General features: G+C 64.3%; 17 protein-coding genes and 1 other RNA gene. 6 read left to right on the forward strand and 12 right to left on the reverse strand.

All coding sequences use genetic code 11. From position 1 onward, the window contains the following. Positions 1 to 149: 149 nt before the first annotated feature. Entirely contained in the window at positions 150 to 1,298 is a 1,149-nt protein-coding gene (locus ASF61_RS15185; protein WP_056157284.1) for a branched-chain amino acid ABC transporter substrate-binding protein, read from the forward strand. A 68-nt stretch (positions 1,299 to 1,366) separates the two neighbouring features. Here ASF61_RS15185 and ASF61_RS15190 read toward each other — a convergent pair whose 3' ends face one another. Continuing rightward, positions 1,367 to 1,687 carry a c-type cytochrome gene (locus ASF61_RS15190; protein ID WP_056157285.1) on the reverse strand — a complete coding sequence of 107 codons (321 nt, stop codon included), beginning with the start codon at positions 1,685 to 1,687 and terminating at the stop codon, positions 1,367 to 1,369. Between the two features lie 118 nt (positions 1,688 to 1,805). After that, entirely contained in the window at positions 1,806 to 3,668 is a 1,863-nt protein-coding gene (ilvD, locus tag ASF61_RS15195; protein ID WP_056157287.1) for a dihydroxy-acid dehydratase, read from the reverse strand. A 133-nt stretch (positions 3,669 to 3,801) separates the two neighbouring features. Between ilvD and ASF61_RS15200 the strand changes: the two genes are divergently transcribed. Then, positions 3,802 to 4,734: a LysR family transcriptional regulator gene (locus tag ASF61_RS15200; RefSeq protein WP_056157289.1), complete on the forward strand. Its 933-nt coding sequence runs from the start codon at positions 3,802 to 3,804 to the stop codon at positions 4,732 to 4,734. After that, positions 4,728 to 5,594, forward strand: coding sequence for a prolipoprotein diacylglyceryl transferase (gene lgt / locus ASF61_RS15205; protein ID WP_056157291.1), 867 nt, complete (start codon positions 4,728 to 4,730; stop codon positions 5,592 to 5,594). The genes ASF61_RS15200 and lgt overlap by 7 nt, the downstream gene beginning before the upstream one ends. A gap of 42 nt (positions 5,595 to 5,636) precedes the next feature. Here lgt and galA (ASF61_RS15210) read toward each other — a convergent pair whose 3' ends face one another. The 8 genes from galA (ASF61_RS15210) to ASF61_RS15240 all read right to left on the reverse strand — a co-directional run bounded on the left by galA (ASF61_RS15210) (position 5,637) and on the right by ASF61_RS15240 (position 16,916). Further along, on the reverse strand, positions 5,637 to 8,468 hold the full coding sequence (gene galA, locus ASF61_RS15210) for a beta-galactosidase GalA (protein WP_156369603.1): 2,832 nt from the start codon (positions 8,466 to 8,468) through the stop codon (positions 5,637 to 5,639). Positions 8,469 to 8,668: 200 nt separating this feature from the next. Continuing rightward, positions 8,669 to 9,127 (reverse strand): EVE domain-containing protein, encoded by a 459-nt coding sequence (locus ASF61_RS15215; RefSeq protein WP_056157295.1) that lies wholly within the window; start codon positions 9,125 to 9,127, stop codon positions 8,669 to 8,671. A gap of 73 nt (positions 9,128 to 9,200) precedes the next feature. Then, positions 9,201 to 9,379, reverse strand: a non-coding RNA gene (gene ssrS, locus ASF61_RS22885) — 6S RNA. Between the two features lie 55 nt (positions 9,380 to 9,434). Then, positions 9,435 to 9,746 (reverse strand): cell division protein ZapA, encoded by a 312-nt coding sequence (locus tag ASF61_RS15220; protein ID WP_056157297.1) that lies wholly within the window; start codon positions 9,744 to 9,746, stop codon positions 9,435 to 9,437. After that, complete coding sequence (locus ASF61_RS15225) at positions 9,743 to 10,030, reverse strand: hypothetical protein (protein WP_056157299.1); 288 nt, start codon at positions 10,028 to 10,030, stop codon at positions 9,743 to 9,745. Before ASF61_RS15225 ends, ASF61_RS15220 begins: the two co-directional genes overlap by 4 nt. A gap of 115 nt (positions 10,031 to 10,145) precedes the next feature. Then, positions 10,146 to 13,016, reverse strand: a complete 2,871-nt coding sequence (gene galA / locus ASF61_RS15230; RefSeq protein ID WP_056158187.1) for a beta-galactosidase GalA — start codon at positions 13,014 to 13,016, stop codon at positions 10,146 to 10,148. Between the two features lie 94 nt (positions 13,017 to 13,110). Then, positions 13,111 to 15,714, reverse strand: a complete 2,604-nt coding sequence (locus tag ASF61_RS15235) for a TonB-dependent receptor (protein WP_056157301.1) — start codon at positions 15,712 to 15,714, stop codon at positions 13,111 to 13,113. Between the two features lie 242 nt (positions 15,715 to 15,956). Beyond that, on the reverse strand, positions 15,957 to 16,916 hold the full coding sequence (locus ASF61_RS15240) for a LysR substrate-binding domain-containing protein (protein ID WP_056157303.1): 960 nt from the start codon (positions 16,914 to 16,916) through the stop codon (positions 15,957 to 15,959). Positions 16,917 to 17,087: 171 nt separating this feature from the next. Here ASF61_RS15240 and dgoD point away from each other — a divergent pair, with 171 nt between their 5' ends. The 3 genes from dgoD to groL all read left to right on the forward strand — a co-directional run bounded on the left by dgoD (position 17,088) and on the right by groL (position 20,523). Then, the gene (gene dgoD / locus ASF61_RS15245) at positions 17,088 to 18,236 is read left to right on the forward strand and encodes a galactonate dehydratase (RefSeq protein WP_056157305.1); all 1,149 of its coding nucleotides are present in this window, start codon (positions 17,088 to 17,090) and stop codon (positions 18,234 to 18,236) included. A 289-nt stretch (positions 18,237 to 18,525) separates the two neighbouring features. Then, on the forward strand, positions 18,526 to 18,816 hold the full coding sequence (gene groES / locus ASF61_RS15250) for a co-chaperone GroES (RefSeq protein ID WP_026637491.1): 291 nt from the start codon (positions 18,526 to 18,528) through the stop codon (positions 18,814 to 18,816). A gap of 54 nt (positions 18,817 to 18,870) precedes the next feature. After that, positions 18,871 to 20,523, forward strand: coding sequence for a chaperonin GroEL (groL, locus tag ASF61_RS15255; RefSeq protein ID WP_056157308.1), 1,653 nt, complete (start codon positions 18,871 to 18,873; stop codon positions 20,521 to 20,523). 98 nt (positions 20,524 to 20,621) lie between these two features. On the opposite strand, the gene ASF61_RS15260 is transcribed toward groL, so the two are convergent. Together ASF61_RS15260 and ASF61_RS15265 are read right to left on the reverse strand one after the other, a co-directional pair. Then, the gene (locus ASF61_RS15260; RefSeq protein ID WP_056157310.1) at positions 20,622 to 21,077 is read right to left on the reverse strand and encodes a hypothetical protein; all 456 of its coding nucleotides are present in this window, start codon (positions 21,075 to 21,077) and stop codon (positions 20,622 to 20,624) included. A gap of 82 nt (positions 21,078 to 21,159) precedes the next feature. Further along, positions 21,160 to 22,149, reverse strand: coding sequence for a glycosyl hydrolase 53 family protein (locus ASF61_RS15265; RefSeq protein ID WP_056157311.1), 990 nt, complete (start codon positions 22,147 to 22,149; stop codon positions 21,160 to 21,162). Positions 22,150 to 22,262: the final 113 nt, after the last annotated feature.

Here is a 22,262-nt window from a genome sequence, read left to right on the forward strand (position 1 = left end):
CGCGTCAACACAGGCAACAATCGTGTTTCGATCACGTTTTAATCGCGATTGCTGCTTTGCGCGGTCTCCAAAGTGTTGTACCTTTTGGCCTTGCAGAAAAACCTGCGGCGTTCACGAGACCCCGTTGACCACCACTTTTGGAGAAGACGATGCAGTTCACTACAAAATTCATTCCGCTTGCCATCGCCCTGGCGTTTGCCGGCGCAGGCAGCGCCAGCGCCCAGGAAGTGATCAAGATCGCCCACGTCGGCCCGGTCTCGGGTCCATCGGCGCACCTGGGCAAGGAAAATGAAAACAGCGCCAAGATGGCAATCGAGGATCTGAACGCCAAGGGTATCAAGATCGACGGCAAGCCGGTCAAGTTCGTACTGGTGGCCGAGGACGACGGCGCCGATCCCAAGCAGGGCACGGCGGTGGCGCAAAAGCTCGTCGATGCCAAGGTCAACGGCGTGATCGGCCACCTCAATTCGGGCACCTCGATCCCCGCCTCCAAGATTTACTACGACGCCGGCATTCCGCAAATCTCCCCTGCCACCACCCAGACCAAGTACACCCAGCAAGGTTTCAAGTCGGCGTTCCGCGTGGTGGCCAACGACGCCAAGCTCGGCGGCACCCTCGGCGCTTACGCCGTCGGCAAGCTCGGCGCGAAAAAAATCGCCGTGATCGACGACCGCACTGCTTATGGCCAGGGCGTGGCGAACGAATTCGTCAAGGGCGCCAAGAAGGCCTCGCCTGGCGTGCAGATCGTCGCCAAGGAATTCACCACCGACAAGGCCACCGACTTCAACGCCATCCTCACCTCGATCAAGGGCAAGAATCCGGACCTGGTGTTCTTCGGCGGCATGGACTCGGTCGGCGGCCCGCTGCTGCGTCAGATGAAGGCGCTGGGCATCAACGCCAAGTACATGGGCGGTGACGGCATGTGCACGGAAGCGCTGCCGCGCCTGGCCGGCACGGCGGCTGCCAACGGCGTGGTTTACTGCGCCGAAGCGGGCGGCGTCACCGCAGAACAGCAAAAGGCCATGGACGACTTCGTCGCCCGCTTCAAGCAGAAGTACAACGCCAACGTGCAGATCTACGCGCCCTATGTGTACGACGCCGTGATGACCATGGCCACTGCCATGCAGGAAGCCAAATCGGCGCAGCCGGCCAAGTACCTGCCCTTCCTGCAGAAGATCAAGTACCAGGGCGTGACGGGCCTGATCTCGTTCGACCAGAACGGCGACATCAAGGATGGCGCGATGACCCTGTTCACCTACACCGATGGCAAGAAGACCAAGGTGGAAGTGGTGAAGTAATCAGCAGCACGCCGATAAACAAAACGCGCCCTCGGGCGCGTTTTTGTTCTAGAACGGGGTAACGGCGGTCATTTTTGCGACAGCACCCATTTGACCAGCGTTTTGGCTTCGGCTTCGTTGACCTGCGGATTGGCCGGCATCGGGATCGCGCCCCAGGTGCCCGAACCGCCCTTGATCACCTTGGTGACCAGCTTGGCTTCCACGTCCTTCTGGCCCGCGTACTTGGCAGCCACGTCCTTGTAGGCAGGACCGACCAGCTTGGTGGCGACAGCGTGGCAAGCCATGCAATTTTTCGCCTTGGCCAGATCCAGTCCGGCATCGGCCATCGCCGCCTGCGATGCAAACCCCGAAGCGACCAGTACACCCACCATCATCACACTGCGTTTCATCATCTTCTCCAGTTAAGCTGCGTCTACCGGCCCTATTTTACAGGGTTTTGTGCGCTGGGAATTTAACGCGCAGGTGGCGGCGGTGGTTGACGGACATGCTGGCAAGTTGTTCTGAAACCTAGCGCTTCAACTGCGACAAGTCGCGCACGGCGCCGCGGTCTGCCGAGGTGGTCAGGGCGGCGTAGGCTTGCAGCGCCTGCGAGACGTAGCGCGCGCGGTCCACCGGCTGCCAGGCGGCGTCGCCCTTCGCTTCCATGGCGGCGCGGCGCGCGGCCAGTTCGGCGTCGCTGATGCGCAGGCTGATGGTGCGGTGGGGGATGTCGATGTCGATCATGTCGCCCTCTTCCACCAGGCCGATGGCGCCGCCTTCGGCCGCTTCCGGCGAGGCGTGGCCGATGACCAGGCCCGACGAGCCGCCCGAGAAGCGGCCGTCGGTCAGCAAGGCGCACGACTTGCCCAGGCCTTTCGATTTGATGTACGAAGTCGGGTACAACATCTCCTGCATGCCGGGGCCGCCCTTCGGTCCCTCGTAGCGGATGATGACCACGTCGCCGGCATGCACGGTGTCGCCGAGGATCGCTTCCACTGCCGCATCCTGGCTCTCGAACACGCGCGCCTTGCCGCTGAAGGTGAGGATGCTCTCGTCCACGCCGGCAGTCTTGACGATGCAGCCGTTCTGCGCCAGGTTACCGTACAACACGGCCAGGCCGCCGTCCTGCGAGTATGCGTGTTCCTTGTCGCGGATGCAGCCGGTGCTGCGATCGCGGTCGAGGGAGGCGAAACGCTCGGACTGCGAAAACGCGGTCTGGGTCGGCACGCCGCCGGGCGCAGCGCGGAACAGCTCATGCACGGCCGGATCGTCGCTGCGCGTGATGTCGTTGCGGGCGATGGCGTCGGCCATGGTGGGCGCGTGGATGGTCGGACGCGACGTGTCGAGCAGGCCGCCGCGCGCCAGTTCGCCGAGAATGCCGATGATGCCGCCGGCGCGGTGCACGTCCTCGATGTGGTACTTGTCGGTCATCGGCGCGACCTTGCACAGGCAGGGCACCTTGCGCGAGATGCGGTCGATGTCGGCCATCGTGAAATCGACGCCTGCTTCGTGGGCAGCGGCCAGCAGGTGCAGCACGGTGTTGGTGGAGCCGCCCATCGAGACGTCGAGCGCCATGGCGTTTTCGAACGTGGCCTTGTTGGCGATGGTGCGCGGCAGGATCGAGTCATCGTCCTGCTCGTAGTAGCGGCGCGCCAGCGCGACGATCAGGCGCCCGGCGCGCAGGAACAGCTGCTCGCGGTCGGCATGCGTGGCCAGCACGGTGCCGTTGCCGGGCAGGGACAGGCCCAGCGCCTCGGTCAGGCAGTTCATCGAATTGGCCGTAAACATGCCCGAGCACGACCCGCAGGTAGGACAGGCCGAGCGTTCGATTTCGGCCACGTCGGCGTCGGAGACGGTGTCGTCGCCGGCCTTGATCATCGCGTCCACCAGGTCGAGCTTGATGACCTTCTGGCCGCCGTTGACCACCTTGACCACCTTGCCCGCTTCCATCGGGCCGCCGGAGACGAACACCACCGGGATATTGATGCGCATGGCCGCCATCAGCATGCCGGGCGTGATCTTGTCGCAGTTGGAAATGCAGACCATGGCGTCGGCGCAGTGGGCGTTGACCATGTACTCGACCGAGTCGGCAATCAGGTCGCGCGACGGCAGCGAGTACAGCATGCCGCCGTGGCCCATGGCGATGCCGTCATCGACGGCGATGGTGTTGAATTCCTTGGCCACGCCGCCCGCCTTTTCGATCTCGCGCGCCACCAGCTGGCCCAGGTCCTTCAGGTGCACGTGGCCGGGCACGAACTGGGTGAAGGAGTTGACCACCGCGATGATCGGCTTGTCGAAGTCGCCGTCCTTCATGCCGGTGGCGCGCCACAGGGCGCGGGCGCCGGCCATGTTGCGGCCGTGGGTGGTGGTGCGGGAACGGTAGGCGGGCATGGGATTCTCCAGAAGTGATGCAGATGCAGTAGCCCGACAGAGTGCCTTGGCCCTGCCGCCCTGTCAAATATGCGATAGACACGGCTGTGAGTCGTATAAACTATCACTGCACGAATTTTCAATGGAATCGAATATGAACATGGAACTGCGCCAGCTGCGCTATTTCGTCGCGGTGGCCGAGGAGCTGCACTTCGGCCGCGCCGCGCTGCGCCTGCACATGACGCAGCCGCCGCTGTCGCAGGCGATCCAGGCGCTGGAGGAGCTGCTCGGTGCTGCCGTGTTCGAGCGCAACCGGCGCGGCGTGGCCCTGACCCCCGCCGGCAGCGCGCTGCTGCCCGAGGCGCGCCGGCTGCTGGCGCAGGCCCAGGAGCTGCCGCAGCTGGTGCAGCGCGCGGCCGCCGGCGAAGTCGGCCGCCTTACGCTGGCCTTCGTCTCGTCGGCCGACTACAGCGTGCTGCCGCCGTTCCTGCGCGCCTACCGCGCCGCCTATCCGCAGGTGCAGATCACGCTGCAGGAAGCGACCTCCGACCTGCAGCTGGACGACCTGCTGCACCAGCGCATCGATGCCGGCCTGCTGATCCCGCCGCTACCCGACCGGGCCCGCGCCGACCTCGATTACCTGCCGGTGCTGCGCGAGCCGCTGGTGCTGGCCGTGCCGAGCGGCCTGCCGGCGCTGAAAAAACGCGGCAAGCTGGCCCTGACGACCTTGCTGCCTGCGCAAGAACTACCGGCGCTGCCGCTGATCATCTTCCCGCGTGCGATCTCGCCGGCCCTGTACGACGCCATCCTGTCGGTGTTCCACGATGCCGGCGTCACGCCCGCCATCGGCCAGCAGGCGATCCAGATGCAGACCATCGTCGGCCTGGTCTCGGCCGGCATGGGCATGGCGCTGGTGCCGCAGTCGGTCTCCAACCTCATGCGTCCCGGAGTAGAATACCGTGCGCTGGCCGCCACCACGCCGCTGGTCGAGACCGGGCTGGCCTGGCGCCGCGACAATGCCTCGCCCGTGCTGCGCGGCTTTTTGGAATCATGGAAACAGGAATTGAGGAAAACCGCCCTATGCTGATACACCCGATGCCCGATCCGGTTGCCCTCCAACTGGGACCGGTGGCGATCCACTGGTATGGCCTGATGTACGTGCTGGCCTTTGCGCTGTTCATCGCGCTTGGCCGCGTGCGCATCCGCCAGCCGCACATTGCCGCCCAGCTGTGGCGCAAGGAAGACCTCGACGACATGCTGTTCTACGGCATGCTGGGCGTGGTGATCGGCGGGCGCCTGGGCGAGGTGCTGTTCTACGAACCGGTCAAGTATTTTTCCAATCCGGTCGAAATCTTCAAGGTCTGGCATGGCGGCATGTCGTACCACGGCGGTTTCATCGGCGTGCTGATCGCCATGTCGCTGTGGGCCCGCAAGTCCGGCCGCAACATCCTCGACGTCTACGATTTCATTGCGCCGCTGGTGCCGCTCGGTTACGCTGCCGGCCGCATGGGCAATTTCATCAATGCCGAACTGCCGGGCCGCGTGGTGGCTGACCAGTCGCTGCCGTGGGCCATGCTCTGGCCCGACACCGCGTTCCCGCTGCACCCGAACCCGGTATTCCTGCAGGGCCTGCGCCATCCGTCGCCGATCTACCAGATGCTGATCGACGGCCTGCTGGTGTTCGTGATCCTGTGGCTGTTCGCACGCAAGGAACGGCCACGGCTGGCCGTCGGCGCGTTCTACACGCTGCTGTATGGCTGCGCGCGTTTCTTTACCGAGTATTTCCGCACGCCGGACTGGGAAACCACGGTCCTGGGCATGCCGATCACCTCGGGCCAGGTCTTGTCGCTGCCGATGGTGGTGGCCGGTATCGCCATGCTGGTGTGGGCCTACCAGGTACGCCAGCGCGGCACGGCGCCCACGGTGGCGCGCGCCGAAGCACGATAAGATCGACGGGCGCCGCCTGCTTCGGCAGCGCCCGTTCCTGCGCTACGGCGCAGGCTCCACCCGCACCAGTCCCTCGACACCGGCCGCCTGGCCCGGCGCTCCTTCCACCAGCACGCTCAGTTGACGGCTGCCGTCCCCGGCCGGCAGTTTTACGCGCAGCGCGGCCGGCGCCCACTCGTCTTTCCGGCCGATCAGCTGGCCGTCGAGCCAGATTTCCGCCTTCCCTGCCAGGCGCAGGAAGTGCAGCGTGCCGCTGCCGTCGGCCAGCTGTCTGCGCGGCGTGAAGCTGGCGCGGAAGATGCGGAAGGCGCCCGCTTCCACCGGGCGCAGCATCGGCGGCTCGCCGGCTTCCCAGGTGTTCATGTCGAAGTCGGCCAGCTGCTGGCCGGGGTCGGGCCGCGTGGCGCTGGCCGGCGACAGGCGCCAGTAATTGACGGTGTTGAACGGCGCCTCCACGGCCGGCTGGGCCAGCACCGGCGCCACCCTGCGCACCGGCAGCACCAGGCGCGCCGGCGCCAGGCCCGGTGCGGCAGCGTCGATCACCAGGTCGCCCGCGCTGTCGTCGTGCGACTGCACGATCAGTTGCGCCAGGCCGTTGAACAGGTGGCGTGTCGCGCCTTTCTCATCCTCGTGCGAGGTCGGATCGCCATTGCCATGGCCGATTGACTTGCCGGCGCCGCTGACCTGGAAGGTCACCAGCGACTGATCGACCGGGACCGCGCGCCCCTGGGCATCGAGCACCCGCACCGTGACCGGCATGGCGTCGCGGCCGTCGCCGTCCAGCGCGTCGCGGTCCGGCACCAGGTCCAGCCGCACGGCAGCGCCGGTGGTCTCGACAGAGGTGCGCGCCACTTCGCGTCCGCCCCGGTAGGCGATGGCTTCCAGCCGGCCCGGCGCATAGGGGACGTTGAAATAGTTCATCCGGTACGGATCGACCGGCTGTTGGCCGAGCGCACGGCCGTTCAGCGACAAGGCGATCGTTTCGGCATTCGACATCACCATCACGCGCACCGGCTTGCCCTCCTGCCCCGGCCAGTTCCAGTGCGGCGCGATGTGGACCAGCGGACGACTCTTGATCCACTGTACCTGGTGCAGGTAGTACGCGGTCTTGGCAAAGCCGTTCAGGTCCATGATGCCGAACACGGAATTGACCGAGGGCCAGGCGTTCGGCGTCGGCTCGCCGCGGTAATCGAAGCCGGTCCAGACGAAGCCGCCCGCGACGAACGGACGGCGGTCGATCGCTTCCCAGGCATCGCGGTGGCTGTTGCCCCAGGTGGCGAAATCGTCGTCGTAGCTGGCGAACACATTCTTGCTGTGATCGGTCGTGTAGACCCCGCGCGTCATGAAGCCCGAAGTGTCTTCGGAACTGGTAAACGGCACATCCGGAAAGGTCTGGTGGAACTTGTCGTACACATCGACCTGGTAATTGGCGCCGACCACGTCCAGCGCGTGACCGACGCTGTATTTGCCGAAGAAGCCGCCGTTCATCGCTGCCGTCACCGGCCGCGTGTCGTCGAGCGCCTTGACTGCCGCGGCCATGTTGCGCGCCATTTCGTAACCGGCCTCGGTGGACTGCATCGGCTCCTCGTTGAACATCGACCACATGATCACGCTCGGGTGGTGGCGGTCGCGCCGCACCAGCCATTCCAGCTGCGCCATATAATCGGGCGACATATTGAAGTTGCGGTTCTCGTCCATGACCAGAAAGCCCATGCGGTCAGCCAGGTCCAGCACCTCGCTGGCGATCGCGCCGTGGGTAAAACGGATCGCATTGGCGCCCAGCTCCTTCAGGCGGCGCAGCCGGTAGGCCCAGATCGCGTCAGGCACCGCCACGCCCACGCCGGCATGGTCCTGGTGGATGCTGACGCCCTGCAGCTTGACGTGCTGGCCGTTGAGGAACACGCCGCGCGCCGGATCGAAGCGCACGGTGCGCAAGCCGGTATCGAGGCTGACCTCATCGACCGCCTTGCCGTCCTGCAGGACGCGCGTCGTCACCCGGTACAACTGCGGCGTCTCCAGCGACCACAGCGCCGGCCTGGCCACGGTCAGCGGCAGCGTGCTCACCGCCTGCGCCAGCACCGGCACGGCCACCGTGTTGCGGCGGCTGGCCACCAGCTTGCCGACCGGGTCGTGCAGCTGCACCTCGACCACCGCAGCAGCCGGCGCATGGCCGCCGTTGCGCAGCGTGACCGCGACCGGGATCGTCCACCTGCCGTCCCGGCCCAGGCGCGGCACAGCGTGCACGCCATCGGTCACCACGTGCAGCGGTGCGCGCTTGACCAGCCACGCATGGCGGTAGATGCCGGCGCCCTCGTACCACCAGCCTTCCATCGGCACCGCATCGGCGCGCACGGCGATGGTATTGAGTTCGTCGCCGTAGCGCATGTACGGCGTGATGTTGATGTTGTTGCCGTTGTAGCCGGACCAATTGCGATGCACGAGGATGCCGTTGACCCATACCGTGGCGTTGGTCGCAATCGCGTCGAGCTGCAGTTCGAACTGGCGGCCGCGCTCGGCCGGTTCGAGCCGGACATAGCGCCGGTACCAGCCCACGCCGCGCGGCCGGTAGCCCTGCGCCAGATTGCCGTTCGGGTCGAACGGTCCTTCCACGGCCCAGTCGTGCGGAAGAGCGAGCTTGCGCCAGTCGCCATCGTCGTACGTGGTGCCGGCCGGGCCCCAGGCAAAGCCGGCCTTGCCATAACCGTAGCTGGCGCCGTGGCCTTTGACTTCCGGCGAGGTGATGTCGCCGAGGTGGAACAGCCAGCCGCGGTCGAGCGACAGGCGTTCGCGTCCTGCCGATGCTGACGAGGCAGACGACGCAGACGACGCTGGCGATGCGGTCGCGGTGGCGGCCGATACGGCGGTGGCGCTCACCGATGCCACGGCGAGCAGCAGGCCGGCTGCGGCACGCCAGCGAGCGGAATGTGAACGGGTTGGAAGGGTTTGAAGGGTCGGTAGTCTCAAAGCGCATCCTGGAGTGGTTCGTCGATGGCAGCGATGTTACGCACCGCGCCGGCGGCCAACCAATCACTTTCGTGCAACGCGCTATACCAATCCGGCATGCGCTGGCGACGCTAGGCCAGCAGCGCCACCACGGCCTGCCACTGCGCCGGCGTGACCGGCGTGATCGACAGGCGGCTGCCCTTTTGCAGCACCACCATGTCGTCCAGCGCGGCGATGGTGCGCAGCTCGGCCAGCGGCAGCAGCCGCGTCTTGCGCGTGCCCTGGACATCGATCGAGATCCAGCGCGGCTGTTCCGGCACAGCCTTGGCATCGTAGTATCGGTTATCCGGATCGAACTGCGAGGCGTCCGGGTACGGGCCGCTGACAATCCGCGCCAGGCCGGCGATGCCCGGTTCGGGGCAGCTCGAGTGGTAGAACAGCACGCCGTCGCCCGGCTGCATCCGGTCGCGCATGAAATTGCGCGCCTGGTAGTTGCGCACGCCGTACCAGGCCGTCGTCTGCTGCGGCGCGGCCATCAGATCGTCGATGCTGACGTCGTCGGGCTCGGATTTCATCAGCCAGTATTGCATCACATGCCTCCGGGCGAAAAAAAGCGGCTGGACATCTGCATGCCAGCCGCTTTCGAGGAATTGCTTCCAGAATTAGTACCCCGCTTGTGCCGTTATGCCGGCATCCCGAACCTAATGGCTCAGGTGGTCACGGTTAGTTCAATTTCGGGTTCATCGAACAAGCGACGCTCACGCCCATCGAACAAAATCCCACGACCGGTGCAAACAAATGGTTCAAGGAATATATGACATTCACGAACACTGCAGGGTGAGGCCAGTTTACTCTTTTGTCCGCCGCAAAGGAAGCCGTTTGATGATTAAAAATCGATTAAAACAGCGCTTCTTGCGGCGTAAGTGCGGTATCCAACACCCTGTGCATGGCGGCGATCTTGGTCTGCACTTCGAGGATGGACATGTCGGACAACGGTCCTTGCGGCGCTTTCACGGACAGGAATTCGGCCGCCACGCTGAGCGCTGCCATGACGGCGATGCGGTCGTTGCCCTTGACCCGGCCCGAGGCGCGGATGCCCGTCATTTTCTTGTCCAGCATGACGGACGCCTCGCGCAGCGCGCGCTCCTCGTCGGCCTTGCACATCAGGCGGTACGACTGGCCCATGATAGTCACGTCGAGCTCGATCATCGTACTTCCTCTTTTTCTACGACAGCTGCTTCGGTTGCTGCTTCGGTTGCTGCACCGTCCTGCCCTTCCGGTTCGGCCGCAGGCTCCGGCTCCAGCGACGGCACGTGCGTCAGCAGCGCCTGCACGCGGTCGGCGGCCTCGCTCAGCCGGCGCTGATAACCCATGTTTTCCACCACTAGGGCGGCATTGGCCTGACGCAACTGGGCGTTTTCGCGGCGCAAAGCATTGGTCATCTCGGCCAGCAGGTCGATCTTGTCGGATAGTTCTTGGAAGTCTGAAATCATCCCGCCACTATAGGCAGGGCGCGGGGTGGCGTCAACCGAATCACGCGCCGCGCCCCGATTTTTAAGTAAAACGCAAGTATTTATTTGCGCGCTGAACTTTCAGCGCGCAAACCGGTCATTGCCGTGGTTCGATGGTGACATTGCCGGTGATGCCGCTGCCCTGCCCTGGCGCTGCTTCGACGATCACGCTGATCTCGCGCTTGCCCGTTCCGGCCGGCAAAGGCAGGTCCAGCGCCTGCTCGTCGAAAGCGGTTTTTTTGCCGACCAGCGCGCCGTTGATCCAGATCTCGGCGCGGCCCTTGATGCCGGCAAAGCGGATCAGGCCATTGCCATCGGCCAGGTTCTTGCGCGGCGTGAAGCTCGAGCGGAACAGGTTGAACGTGCTGCCTGCCGCGCCCCACAGCGGCGGCTGGCCCCAGCCCCAGGTGTTCATGTCGAAGCTGTCGATCTTCTGGTTCGGATCGGGCCGCGCAGCGCCGGGCGGCGCCACGCGCCAGGTGCGCACGAAGGTCAGCGGCGCATCGGCGCCGGCCACGAACGGCACCGGCGGCACGGCGCGCACCGGTATCGTCAGCGTGGCCGAGCGCAGTCCCGGCGCCGTCGCTTGGACCGTGACAGCTTCGGTCGCGTCGTACCGGGTCTGCACGATCAGCTGGGCCAGGCCGTTGAACAGGCGGCGCGTGGCGCCCTTTTCGTCCTCGTGCGAGGTCGGGTCGCCGTTGCCGTGGCCGATCGAACGGCCACCGCCGGTGACTGCGAAGGTGACCGTGGGATCGGCCAGCGGCACGGCGCGGCCCTGGGCGTCGAGCGCGCGCACCGTGATCGGCATGGCATCGCGGCCGTCGCCGTCCAGGCCCGCGCGGTCCGGCACCAGCTCCAGCGCCACCGCCTCGCCCGTGGTTTCCACCGCCGTGCGCACCACCTCCTTGCCGCCGTTGTAGCCGATGGCTTCCAGCTTGCCCGGCGCGTAGGGGACGTTGAAGTAATTCATGCGCAACGGGTCGGCCTGCTGTTCGCCCAGCGGTTTGCCGTTGAGCTGCAGCGCGATACGCTCGACATTGGCCATCACCATCACGCGGATCTCCTTGCCTTCGCTGCCGGCCCAGTTCCAGTGCGGCGCGACGTGGATCAGCGGACGGTCGCGGATCCACTGCGCCTGGTGGATGTAGTAGGCGTTTTTCGGAAAGCCGTTCAGGTCCATGATGCCGAACACCGAACTGACCGACGGCCACTCGTTGGGCGTCGGTTCGCCGCGGTAGTCGAAACCGGTCCAGACGAAACCGCCGGCCACGAACGGACGCTTGGCGATCGCTTCCCAGGCATCGCGGTGGGTATTGCCCCACTGGGCGGCGTCGGCCAGGTCGTCGTAGCTGGCGATCTGGTTGCGGCGCTTGTCGGTCTTGAACACGCCGCGCGTCATGAAGGCGGACGTGTCTTCCGAACTGGTGAACGGCTTGTCCGGGTAGGCCTGGTGGAACTTGTCGTAGTCGGGCACCTGGTAGTTGGCGCCCACCACGTCCACTGCGTGCGCCACGTTGAGGTCGCTGAAGAAGCCGCCGTTCATGGCGGCGGTGACGGGCCGGGTATCGTCGAGCGACTTCACCACGGCGGTCATCCGGCGCACCATCTCGTAGCCGACCTCGGAGCCCTGCACCGGCTCCTCGTTGAACACCGACCACAGGACGATGCCGGGGTGGTGACGGTCGCGCCGCACCATCCATTCGAGCTGCTTCATGTAGTCGGGCGAAGGATTGAAATTGCGGTTTTCGTCCATCACCACGAAGCCCATGCGATCGACCATGTCGAGCACTTCGGCGGCCGGCGCATTGTGCGCGAAACGGATGGCGTTCACGCCCAGTTCCTTCAGGCGGCGCAGGCGATACGCCCACACCGCATCGGGCACCGCCACGCCGACGCCGGCGTGGTCCTGGTGGATGCACACGCCCTGCAGTTTCAGGTGTTCGCCATTGAGGAAGAAGCCCTGCTGCGCATCGAAGCGGATGGTGCGAAAGCCGGTGTGCAGCACCACTTCATCCTGCGCCCTGCCGTTTTCCAGCACGCGCGTGACGACCTGGTACAGATTGGTCCTGGCGAGCGACCACAGGGCCGGATTGTCGATCCTGAACGGCAGCTTGACGGTGGCGTCCTGCAGCACGCCCACGTGGGCCCTGGCCTGCTGGCGGGCCACCTGCTTGCCGGCCGGGTCGAACACGGTCACTTCCACCACCACGTCGGCGACCTGCTTGCCGCTGTTATTGAGCGTCACTTCCACCGGCAGCGTCCACGCCTTGCCCTTGCCTGCGCGCGGCACGGCCGCGACGCCATCGGTTGCCACGTGCACCGGCGCGCGCTTGACCAGCCACGCATGGCGGTACATGCCGGCGCCCTCGTACCACCAGCCTTCCATGGCGTCCGCATCGACGCGGATGGCGATGGTGTTGAGCGCATCGCCGTAGGTCAGATACGGCGTGATGTCGATATTGCTGGCGTTGTAGCCGGACCAGTTGCGGTTGACCACATTGCCGTTGACGTACACGGTGGCGTGGGTGGCGATCGCATCGAACTGCAGCTCGAAGTGGCGGCCACGGTCGGCCGGATCGACGCGCAGGTAGCGCCGGTACCAGCCGATGCCGCGCGGCCGGTAGCCCTGCGAGATATTGGCCTTCGGATCGAACGGCCCTTCGACGGCCCAGTCGTGCGGCAGGTCGAGACGGCGCCAGTCGGAATCGTCGAATTCGGCGCCGGCCGCGCCCGGCGCATTGCCGGCCTTGGCGTTGCTGTACGACTCTTCGTGGCCGACGATCGGCGCCTGGCGCACGTCGCCGAGATGGAACAGCCAGCCGCGATCGAGCGACAGCCGCTCGCGCCCGGCCTTGACGGCGGCATCGGTGGTGTGGGGTGTAAGCGGTGCAGCAGCATGCGCAGCAGCGCACGCCGCCAGCAGAATGGCCACGCACAGGCGCCGCCAATAGGGGATCGTATTCAAACTCGACTCCGAAAACTTGGGGTAAAAAAAACGGAGCAGCACCTGTTCAGCACTGCTCCGCAAACCACGATAAAACGAGGTACGACCAAAAAACTTACAGCTTGACGGACAGGCCCAGGTTGAAGCGGCGGCCGTATTCGGTCACTTCCTGCTGCAGCGGATTGTTGCCGCTGGTGTAGACGGACTTCTGGTTGGTCAGGTTGTCGATGCCGAAGCGGACCTGCACCATCGGCGTGATCTGCTTGGCCAGGTTCAGGGTGACGAAGGTTTCCGCTTCGTTGACCAGCAACTGGCCGGCGCTCCAGCTCGGGTTACGCACGAACGGGCTGTGATGGTTGGCCGAAATGCGGGCTTCATAACCGGCTTTTTCGTACCACAGCGTGACGCCGCCGTTGTTGCGCATCAGGCCTTCGATCTGGAACGGATTACCCGCCGGTACCTGTTCACGCACGGTGCTGGCGGTGTAGGCGTAGTTGCTGGCGATGCCGAGGCCATCGAACGGCGCCGGCAGGCCGGTGAACGCTTGCTGGTAGACCAGTTCCACGCCGCGGATGTTGCCGCCTTCGCCGTTGACCGAACGGGTGATGCTATCGTTCTGGGTAATGGCGATATAACGCTGCAGCTGCTTGTAGAAGCCGCCGACCGATACCAGCGAACCCTTCTGGAAGTACCATTGATAGGCCAGGTCGACCTGGTTGGCCATCATCGGCTTCAGGTCGGGGTTACCGGCCGAACCGGTCTGCGGCTGGCCGGGAACGGCGACGCTCAGGTTGCGCGAAGCGCGCAGCTCGTCAAGCGGCGGACGCGACATGGCGCGCGCCGCGCCAAAGCGCACCTGGTGTTCCTGCGCCTGGTCGAGATTGAAGATCAGGTTGAGGCTCGGCAGGATCTCGGTGTACGACGTGCCGGCTTCGACCGGGGTCGGCGTGCCGCCGCCGAGCGACTGCATGCCGTAGCTGTCGGTCTTGGTATGTACCAGGCGCACGCCGACATTCCCACGGTAGGTCTTGCCGAACGCTTCGCCGTCGAGGTCACCCTGCACGAAGGCAGCGCTGCTGCGCTCCTTGACCTTCCAGCCGGAAAGCAGGTCGCTCTGGGTCGGGACGCGGCCGGCCGGGTTGTCGATGTTGCCGCCGAAGGCCGATTTGACCGTGCCGTCGAAGTCCTTGAGCGCGATGTAGGCCGGGAAGCCATCGACCCGCACGGTTTCGAAAGCGCTCGAAGGAATGGCCACACCGTCGTCGCTGGTCTGCCAGGTGGTCTGGTGGTAGCTCTTTTCGCGGTCGGTGGCACGCACGCCGACCTTGATGCGGCTGACGATGCTGTTTTCGATCGGCCGCGACGCACTGACCGCGGCGGCATTGAGCCGATCCTTGACGTGGCCGTCGGTGTCCACGAACGCCTGCGCGTTGCCGAAATTATCCGGATTGCCGGTATCCATGCCGAAGTTGTACGACTGGTTTTCGTTACCGCTGAAATTCCAGGTGGTCTGGATGTAATCCTTGCTCTTCTGGCGCACGTCGAGCCACTGGCTGCTGCGCATTGCGTGCGAGTTCGACAGATCGGTTTCCACCTTCCAGTCGCCGACATTGAACTTGCCGTTCAGGCCAGTAGCGGCAACGCTGCCATCCTGGGTCCAGCGCGCATGGTTGTTCACCACCTTGGTCCAGGCCGCCGTGGCGCCGGAGACATAGCCGTCGACGATGCTGGGGTTGGTATAGTTGCCGAAATTGCTCAAACCGTCGGTCCAGTGCTGCAGCTGGTCCTCGTCGATCGCGGTCTTGGCGTAATAGGTATCGGCCGTGATCAGCACATCGCTGTTCGGCTTCCATTCGACTTTGCCCAGCACGCTGCTGCGCTTGTTCTTGCCACGGCGAACGTCATCCTGGAAACCCCACGGCGTTTTCGGGTCGGTACTCTCGTCGAAGCCCCAGTGGCGCACGTTCTTTTGCACCGATGGCTGATCCTGATAGCTGAACGCGACCGCAGCGCCCAGCGTCTTGTCCAGGAACTGGTCGATCCAGACGCCGCCCACGCGTGGCTTGGTGGTTTTCGCGCCGGGAATGTCCTTGGCGATCTTGTAGTACAGCGCGTCGGCTTTCAGGTTGATCTGGCGGCCGTTGTACTTCAACGGCGACACGGTTTGCAGGTCGATCGAAGTGGCGATGCCGCCCTCGACCAGGTCCGCGTTCTGGGTCTTGTAGACGGTCGCGCCGCTGATCGACTCGGACGGGAATTGTTCGAAGCGCACGGCGCGGTCCGGTTCCGACGAGGCCAGCTCGCGGCCGTTCAGGGTGGCGCCGATGAAGCGCGGACCCATGCCGCGCGCCACGATCTGCGAGGCATTGCCGCGGTCCAGGCCCGACGACAGGCCGGGCAGGCGGGCCAGCGATTCGGCGATGGTGGTGTCCGGCAGCTTGCCGATGTCTTCCGAGGCGATCACTTCCACCATGCTGTTCGACGCTTCCTTGACGGCCAGCGCATTGCGCACCGAAGCACGGATGCCGGTCACGTTGACTTGCTGGATCGGGCCGGTAGCCGTTGCCGGTGCTGCGGAAGCTGCGGGGGCAGCTGCATCCTGGGTGGCGGCCTGGGCCTGCGCCGGCGCTGCCGCAGCCTCTTGCGCGTACGCCTGTTGCGCCATCAACGGGGTGCTGAACAGGGTGGCGATCAGCAGGCTCATCTTCTTATGTTTCATTATGTGCATCTCCAGTGTCTGTATAGTTCCGTCTCTGATCGTTGAACCACATCGGACGGATAAGACCGGATGCTATCGAAACCGAAGTTGGTAGGCCAATAGCTAATTTCGGTTGGCCCATATCAAGTTCGTATATCAGACATACAAGAAGCGTCTTGCGCGCACTTGTGCTGGGAGCGTGATGCTGAAAAACCACAGCCTGGCAGTGGCGGTCGGCGTGTGCCCGCAGACCGGCGCCGCGACTAGGGCTTGGCGTAATGCGGATACATGGTGACGGCCGTATCGCGCAGCGCCTGCAGCATGGCGTCGGCGCCGGGCGAGAGCTGGTGGCGCTTGCGGGTGACGATGCCAAACGAATCCATGCTCACGCCCAGCTCGAACGGCAGGACCACCATCATGCCCGTTTGCAGATAGGACTGCACCGCTTCAGCCGGCAGCGCGACGATCATGTCGCTGTGCATCAGCAGGCTGGCCACCACCGGCAAGTCCTGGGTCTCGACGGTTTCGGCCGGCTGCTCCAGTCCGTGCGACAGGAACAGCGCCGTCAGGCGGTCGCGCAAGATGCTGCCGGCCGGCGGCAGGATCCAGCACTGGCGCACCAGTTCTTCCAGCTGCAGGTCGGTGCGCCCGGCCAGCGGGTGGTCGGCGCGCGCGATCAGGAGGTGCGGCTCGTCGGTCAGCGGCTCGAAATGCAGTTCGTCGGCGGCCGCGGTGTCGAGGATGCGGCCGAGAACGAGGTCGAGCTCGCCGCTGCGCAGGCGCTCGACCAGCACTTTGCTGGTGGACATCTTGACCGACACGTGGACGCGCGCATGGCGCGTCTTGAGCAGGTTGATGGCCTTGGGCACCAGCGACGTGGCCGGCGCCAGCACGCTGCCGATGCCCACGCGTCCACGCAGGCCCGACAGCAGCTCCATCACTTCCTGGTGGGCCGCGTCCATCTCGGCCAAGGCCGCACCGGCACGGCGGATCAGCACCTTGCCATACCAGGTGGGCGCCACGCCGCGCGACAGGCGTTCGAACAGCTGCACGCCGAGCGCATGCTCGAGTTCGCCCAACAGCTTGGACGCGCCGGGCTGGGTCAGGTTGGCGGCTTGGGCCGCGTGCGCGATGGAGCCGTGACGGCCCAGCTCCACCAGCAATACCAGGTGGCGGGTTTTCAGGTGGGAGCGGACGAAGCGGTCGGAGCGGGAATCGGTCATATTGCCGGTGATTATACCGCCCTGCGCGGCGCAGTTTACGCGCAGGGCCCGATAGCGCTTTTCTGGTATCCGATAATGATATGGTTCGTGGCGAATTAATCATATTTCCAGCGCGGGGCGGCGTTTTAGACTGTCTGCTGTTCACTGAACTTACTCTCATTTCTTCCCCCTATGAAAATCACCAAACTGACGACCTACCGTGTTCCACCGCGCTGGATGCTGCTGAAGATCGAAACCGATGAAGGCGTCGTCGGCTGGGGCGAGCCGGTCATCGAAGGCCGCGCCCGCACCGTGGAGACGGCGGTCCAGGAAATGGAACCGTATCTGATCGGCCAGGACCCGTCGCGCATCAACGACCTGTGGCAAACCATGTACCGCGCCGGCTTCTACCGTGGCGGCGCCATCCTGATGAGCGCGATCGCCGGCATCGACCAGGCGCTGTGGGACATCAAGGGCAAGGTGCTGGGCCAGCCCGTGTACGAACTGCTGGGCGGCCTGGTGCGCGACCGCATGAAGATGTACAGCTGGGTGGGCGGCGACCGGCCGGCCGACATCATCGAACAGATCCGCAAGCTGAAAGAAGGCGGCTTCAACACCTTCAAGATGAACGGCACCGAAGAACTGGGCATGCTCGATACGTCGGCAGCGGTCGATGAAGCGGTCCAGCGCGTGGCGGAAATCCGCGAAGCGTTCGGCAACAGCATCGAATTCGGCCTGGACTTCCACGGCCGCGTGGCCGCGCCGATGGCCAAGACCCTGCTGCGCGAGCTGGAACAGTTCCGCCCGCTGTTCGTGGAAGAACCGGTGCTGGCAGAACAGGCCGAGTACTACCCGCGCCTGGCCGAGATGACCTCGATACCGTTGGCAGCCGGCGAGCGCATGTATTCGCGCTTCGAATTCAAGAACGTGTTCGCGGCCGGCGGCCTGGCGATCGCCCAGCCCGACCTGTCGCACGCGGGCGGCATCACCGAATGCCTGAAAATCGCCTCGATGGCCGAAGCCTACGACATCACGCTGGCGCCGCACTGCCCGCTCGGTCCGGTCGCACTGGCGTCGTGCCTGGCGGTGGACTTCGTCTCGTACAACGCCGTGCTGCAGGAACAAAGCATGGGCATCCACTACAACAAGGGTGGTGAGCTGCTCGACTACGTGATCAACAAGGAAGACTTCAAGATCGTCGACGGCTACTGCGCGCCGCTCAAGAAGCCCGGCCTGGGCGTGGAAGTGGACGAAGAACGCGTGATCGCCGCCAGCCAGAACGCCCCCGACTGGCGCAACCCGGTCTGGCGTCACAAGGATGGCAGCGTCGCCGAATGGTGATGCAATCATAAAAAAAACCGGCGCCAGCGCCGGTTTTTTTATGTCCCCGCTACGAGCGCCGGGCACGCCACTCATCGCTGATTCTGTTGTCGCTCAGACATCACAACGCTGATTTTTTGCGTTTTCACAAATCTTGTGCCTTGAAATACGGGGATCTCGTCCCTATAATCAGCACTCGTTATGGGAGAGTGCTAATCCACCTCTCACCCAACTTTCCGCTGGACGATTTTGTGAAGTCGGCAAGATTGAACTGCAACCAACTGTACCATTGTTAATTAAGGAGTTTTGTATGAACCTTCGCCCTTTGAACGATCGCGTTATCGTCAAACGTCTCGACCAGGAAACCAAGACTGCATCCGGCCTGATCATCCCTGATGCGGCTGCTGAAAAACCGGACCAGGGCGAAGTCCTGGCCGTTGGCAATGGCAAGATCCTGGAAGACGGCAAAGTGCGTCCTCTGGATGTCAAGGTAGGCGACCGCGTCCTGTTCGGCAAATACGCCGGCCAGACCGTCAAGATCGACGGCCAGGAACTGATGGTCATGCGCGAAGAAGACATCATGGCGATCGTCACCAAGTAATCACCGGTTACTGGCCCACGATTTGCAACTTAACACCTCACAGGAGTAATCAACATGGCAGCTAAAGAAGTAATCTTCGGCGACGCAGCGCGCGCCAAAATGGTAGAAGGCGTCAACGTACTGGCCAACGCCGTCAAAGTCACCCTGGGCCCGAAAGGCCGCAACGTGGTGCTCGAGCGCTCGTTCGGCGCCCCGACCGTCACCAAGGACGGCGTGTCGGTCGCCAAGGAAGTCGAACTGAAAGACAAGCTGCAGAACATGGGGGCGCAAATGGTCAAGGAAGTCGCTTCCCGCACCAGCGACAACGCCGGTGACGGCACCACCACCGCCACCGTGCTGGCCCAGGCCATCGTGCGCGAAGGCATGAAGTTCGTGGCCGCCGGCATGAACCCGATGGACCTGAAGCGCGGTATCGACAAGGCCGTTGCCGCCACCGTCGAAGAACTGAAAAAAATCGCCAAGCCCACCACGACGTCGAAAGAAATCGCCCAGGTCGGCGCGATCTCGGCCAACTCCGACGCATCGATCGGCGAGCGCATCGCTGAAGCGATGGAAAAAGTCGGCAAGGAAGGCGTGATCACCGTGGAAGACGGCAAGTCGCTGAACGACGAACTGGACATCGTTGAAGGTATGCAGTTCGACCGCGGCTACCTGTCGCCGTACTTCATCAACAACCAGGAAAAGCAGGTTGCCGCCCTGGACAGCCCGTTCGTTCTGCTGTGCGACAAGAAAATCTCAAACATCCGTGACCTGCTGCCGGTACTGGAACAAGTGGCCAAGGCTGGCCGTCCACTGCTGATCATCGCCGAAGACATCGAAGGCGAAGCACTGGCGACCCTGGTGGTCAACAACATCCGCGGCATCCTGAAAACCGTGGCCGTGAAAGCCCCGGGCTTCGGCGACCGTCGTAAAGCCATGCTGGAAGACATCGCCATCCTGACCGGCGGTCAAGTGGTTGCCGAAGAAGTCGGCCTGACCCTGGAAAAGATCACCCTGGAAGAGCTGGGCCAGGCCAAGCGCATCGAAGTGGGCAAGGAAAACACCATCGTCATCGACGGTGCCGGTCAAGCCGCTGCGATCGAAGGCCGTGTCAAGCAGATCCGCGTGCAGATCGAAGAAGCGACCTCGGACTACGACCGTGAAAAACTGCAAGAGCGCGTGGCCAAGCTGGCTGGCGGTGTTGCCGTGATCAAGGTTGGCGCTGCCACCGAAGTCGAAATGAAAGAGAAAAAAGCCCGCGTGGAAGATGCACTGCACGCTACCCGCGCTGCCGTGGAAGAAGGCATCGTCGCTGGCGGCGGCGTGGCCCTGCTGCGCGCCCGCGCCCAGGTGTCGGACCTGAAAGGCGACAACCCGGACCAGGACGCCGGCATCAAGATCGTGCTGCGCGCGATGGAAGAGCCACTGCGCATGATCGTGCAAAACGCCGGCGAAGAAGCGTCGGTGGTGGTGGCAGCCGTTCTGGCCGGCACCGGCAACTACGGCTACAACGCTGCCAACGGCACCTACGGCGACATGGTCGAAATGGGTGTGCTGGACCCAGCCAAGGTGACCCGCTCGGCACTGCAGAACGCCGCGTCGATCGCCGGCCTGATGCTGACCACCGACTGCATGATCGCTGAATCGGCTGAAGACAAGCCAGCCGGCGGCGGTATGGGCGGTATGGGTGGCATGGGCGGTATGGGTGGCATGGACGGCATGATGTAATGGCCGCACCGGCCCCCCGCGGGCTGGTCGATCAAAAGCCCGCGCAGGTGTCATGCCTGCGCGGGCTTTTTTGCGCCTGTTACCGCGATTGACGGGGTTCAGGCGTCGGCGAAGGCGTCTTCGATGTCCTCGCGGCGCGGCGCATCGGCGATGTGCACGATCAACGTGTCGTGCAGTTCGTGCGCCGGGTGGCTGGCGCGGTGCCTGGCATACCAGAACACTTCGTCCAGGTCTTCGCTGTCACCATCTTCCTGGCCCTCTTGCTCGGCCTGGTGCGCGCTGACGATCAGCAGGTCGGCCTCCTCGAGGTCTTCGTAATCGGTTGCTTCGAGGTGGGCGTCGTCGATCGACTCGCGCCATGCTTCGGCGTCCCTGGCCCACACCATGGCCAGCTTGCAGCCCGACGCCACCAGCCAGCGGCTGATGTCCCAGCGCACGGTGTCCAGCACATCCACCTCGACCACCAGCACGGCCTTGAAGTTGTCGAGCGCTTCAAGGGCCGGCAGCGCGGCTTCCGGTGCCAGGTGCAGGTAGCGGGGAGGATTTTTTTTCATGATGCGTCGTCCTGATGGTTCAAACGACGCATTCTGCGCGCAATCGCGCTAACCCGCAACGCTCACCATTTCCGGCGCGCGCTCAGAACGGGTCGAGCGCAATCGTAAATTTGCCGCTGCCATCGAGCGCGCCCATGGTGTAGCCCTGCCAGCTCGGATACGCCTGCGGCTCCCAGTAGAACACGCCCAGGCCGTTCGAGCCGAGCGCCTTGGTCTTGCTCAGCAGGTCGGCCACCATGGACTTGGCCGTGGCGGCCTGGGTCCAGTCCATGCCCACTTCGGTCACCATCACCGGCTTGGCGTAGCGCGACACCATGTCCTTCATGTTGATCGCGATCTTGTTGTTGTAGTCGGTCCAGCTCGACGCTGGCGGATAGTGCGACATGCCGATCACGTCCCACTTGGCGCCGGCGCCCTTGACGCCGTCGAAGAACCAGCGGAACACGGCATTGTCGTAACCGTTGGCCAGGTGCAGGATCACCTTGGCGTTCGGGTACACGGCCTTGGTGGCGTTGTAGCCGCTGTTGATCAGGCCGGCCAGGTTGGCGAAGCTGGTGGTCTTCCCTTCCGGCCACAGCATGCCGCTGTTGATCTCGTTACCGACCTGCACCCATTCGACGCTGACGCCATTGCTTTTCAGGTAGTTGAGGATGCCCTGGGTATGGCTGTAGACGTCGTTGTTCAGCTGGGCCAGCGTGTGGCTGGCCCAGGCCGCCGGCTTGGTCTGCTGGCCGGGATCGGCCCAGCTGTCGCTGTAGTGGAAGTCGATCATGATGCGCTGGCCCTGGGCGGCAGCGCGCTTGGCCTTGTACAGCACGTCGGCGCCGTTGTTCCAGCCGCCGCTCGGGTTGACCCACACGCGCAGGCGGATGGCGTTGATGCCGAGGTTTTTCAGCAGCACGAACGGATCGGTCTTGACGCTGCTGCTGTTGTAGAAGGCGTAGCCGGCCGATTCCTGCTGGCTGACCCAGCTGACGTCGGCGCCGTTGGCAAAGCTTTGCGCCGTGCTGGTCGCAGCGGCCAGGCTCAGGGCAATGCCGCAGCAGGCGGCAAGGATCTTCTTGAATTGCATGGTATCTCCAGTGTCTTTGTTGTTTTGGATGAAACGGACCTGCAAACCACTTGTGTGCACCTCCCCCTGCCGCGTCGCACGGCAAAATTATGGCGTTCAAGAAAAACGCGCCG

The organism is Duganella sp. Leaf126, from assembly GCF_001423125.1.
In the GTDB taxonomy this organism is placed as follows: domain Bacteria; phylum Pseudomonadota; class Gammaproteobacteria; order Burkholderiales; family Burkholderiaceae_D; genus Rugamonas.

Excerpts from the sequence above, each read along its gene's own strand:
- groL (WP_056157308.1), top strand. The coding sequence starts at position 18,871 with ATGGCAGCTAAAGAAGTAATCTTCGGCGACGCAGCGCGCGCCAAAATG.
- ASF61_RS15185 (WP_056157284.1), top strand. The coding sequence starts at position 150 with ATGCAGTTCACTACAAAATTCATTCCGCTTGCCATCGCCCTGGCGTTT.
- lgt (WP_056157291.1), top strand. The coding sequence starts at position 4,728 with ATGCTGATACACCCGATGCCCGATCCGGTTGCCCTCCAACTGGGACCG.
- dgoD (WP_056157305.1), top strand. The coding sequence starts at position 17,088 with ATGAAAATCACCAAACTGACGACCTACCGTGTTCCACCGCGCTGGATG.
- ilvD (WP_056157287.1), bottom strand. The coding sequence starts at position 3,668 with ATGCCCGCCTACCGTTCCCGCACCACCACCCACGGCCGCAACATGGCC.
- ASF61_RS15265 (WP_056157311.1), bottom strand. The coding sequence starts at position 22,149 with ATGCAATTCAAGAAGATCCTTGCCGCCTGCTGCGGCATTGCCCTGAGC.
- ASF61_RS15215 (WP_056157295.1), bottom strand. The coding sequence starts at position 9,127 with ATGCAATACTGGCTGATGAAATCCGAGCCCGACGACGTCAGCATCGAC.
- groES (WP_026637491.1), top strand. The coding sequence starts at position 18,526 with ATGAACCTTCGCCCTTTGAACGATCGCGTTATCGTCAAACGTCTCGAC.
- ASF61_RS15200 (WP_056157289.1), top strand. The coding sequence starts at position 3,802 with ATGAACATGGAACTGCGCCAGCTGCGCTATTTCGTCGCGGTGGCCGAG.
- ASF61_RS15225 (WP_056157299.1), bottom strand. The coding sequence starts at position 10,030 with ATGATTTCAGACTTCCAAGAACTATCCGACAAGATCGACCTGCTGGCC.
- ASF61_RS15240 (WP_056157303.1), bottom strand. The coding sequence starts at position 16,916 with ATGACCGATTCCCGCTCCGACCGCTTCGTCCGCTCCCACCTGAAAACC.
- ASF61_RS15220 (WP_056157297.1), bottom strand. The coding sequence starts at position 9,746 with ATGATCGAGCTCGACGTGACTATCATGGGCCAGTCGTACCGCCTGATG.
- ASF61_RS15260 (WP_056157310.1), bottom strand. The coding sequence starts at position 21,077 with ATGAAAAAAAATCCTCCCCGCTACCTGCACCTGGCACCGGAAGCCGCG.
- ASF61_RS15235 (WP_056157301.1), bottom strand. The coding sequence starts at position 15,714 with ATGAAACATAAGAAGATGAGCCTGCTGATCGCCACCCTGTTCAGCACC.
- ASF61_RS15190 (WP_056157285.1), bottom strand. The coding sequence starts at position 1,687 with ATGAAACGCAGTGTGATGATGGTGGGTGTACTGGTCGCTTCGGGGTTT.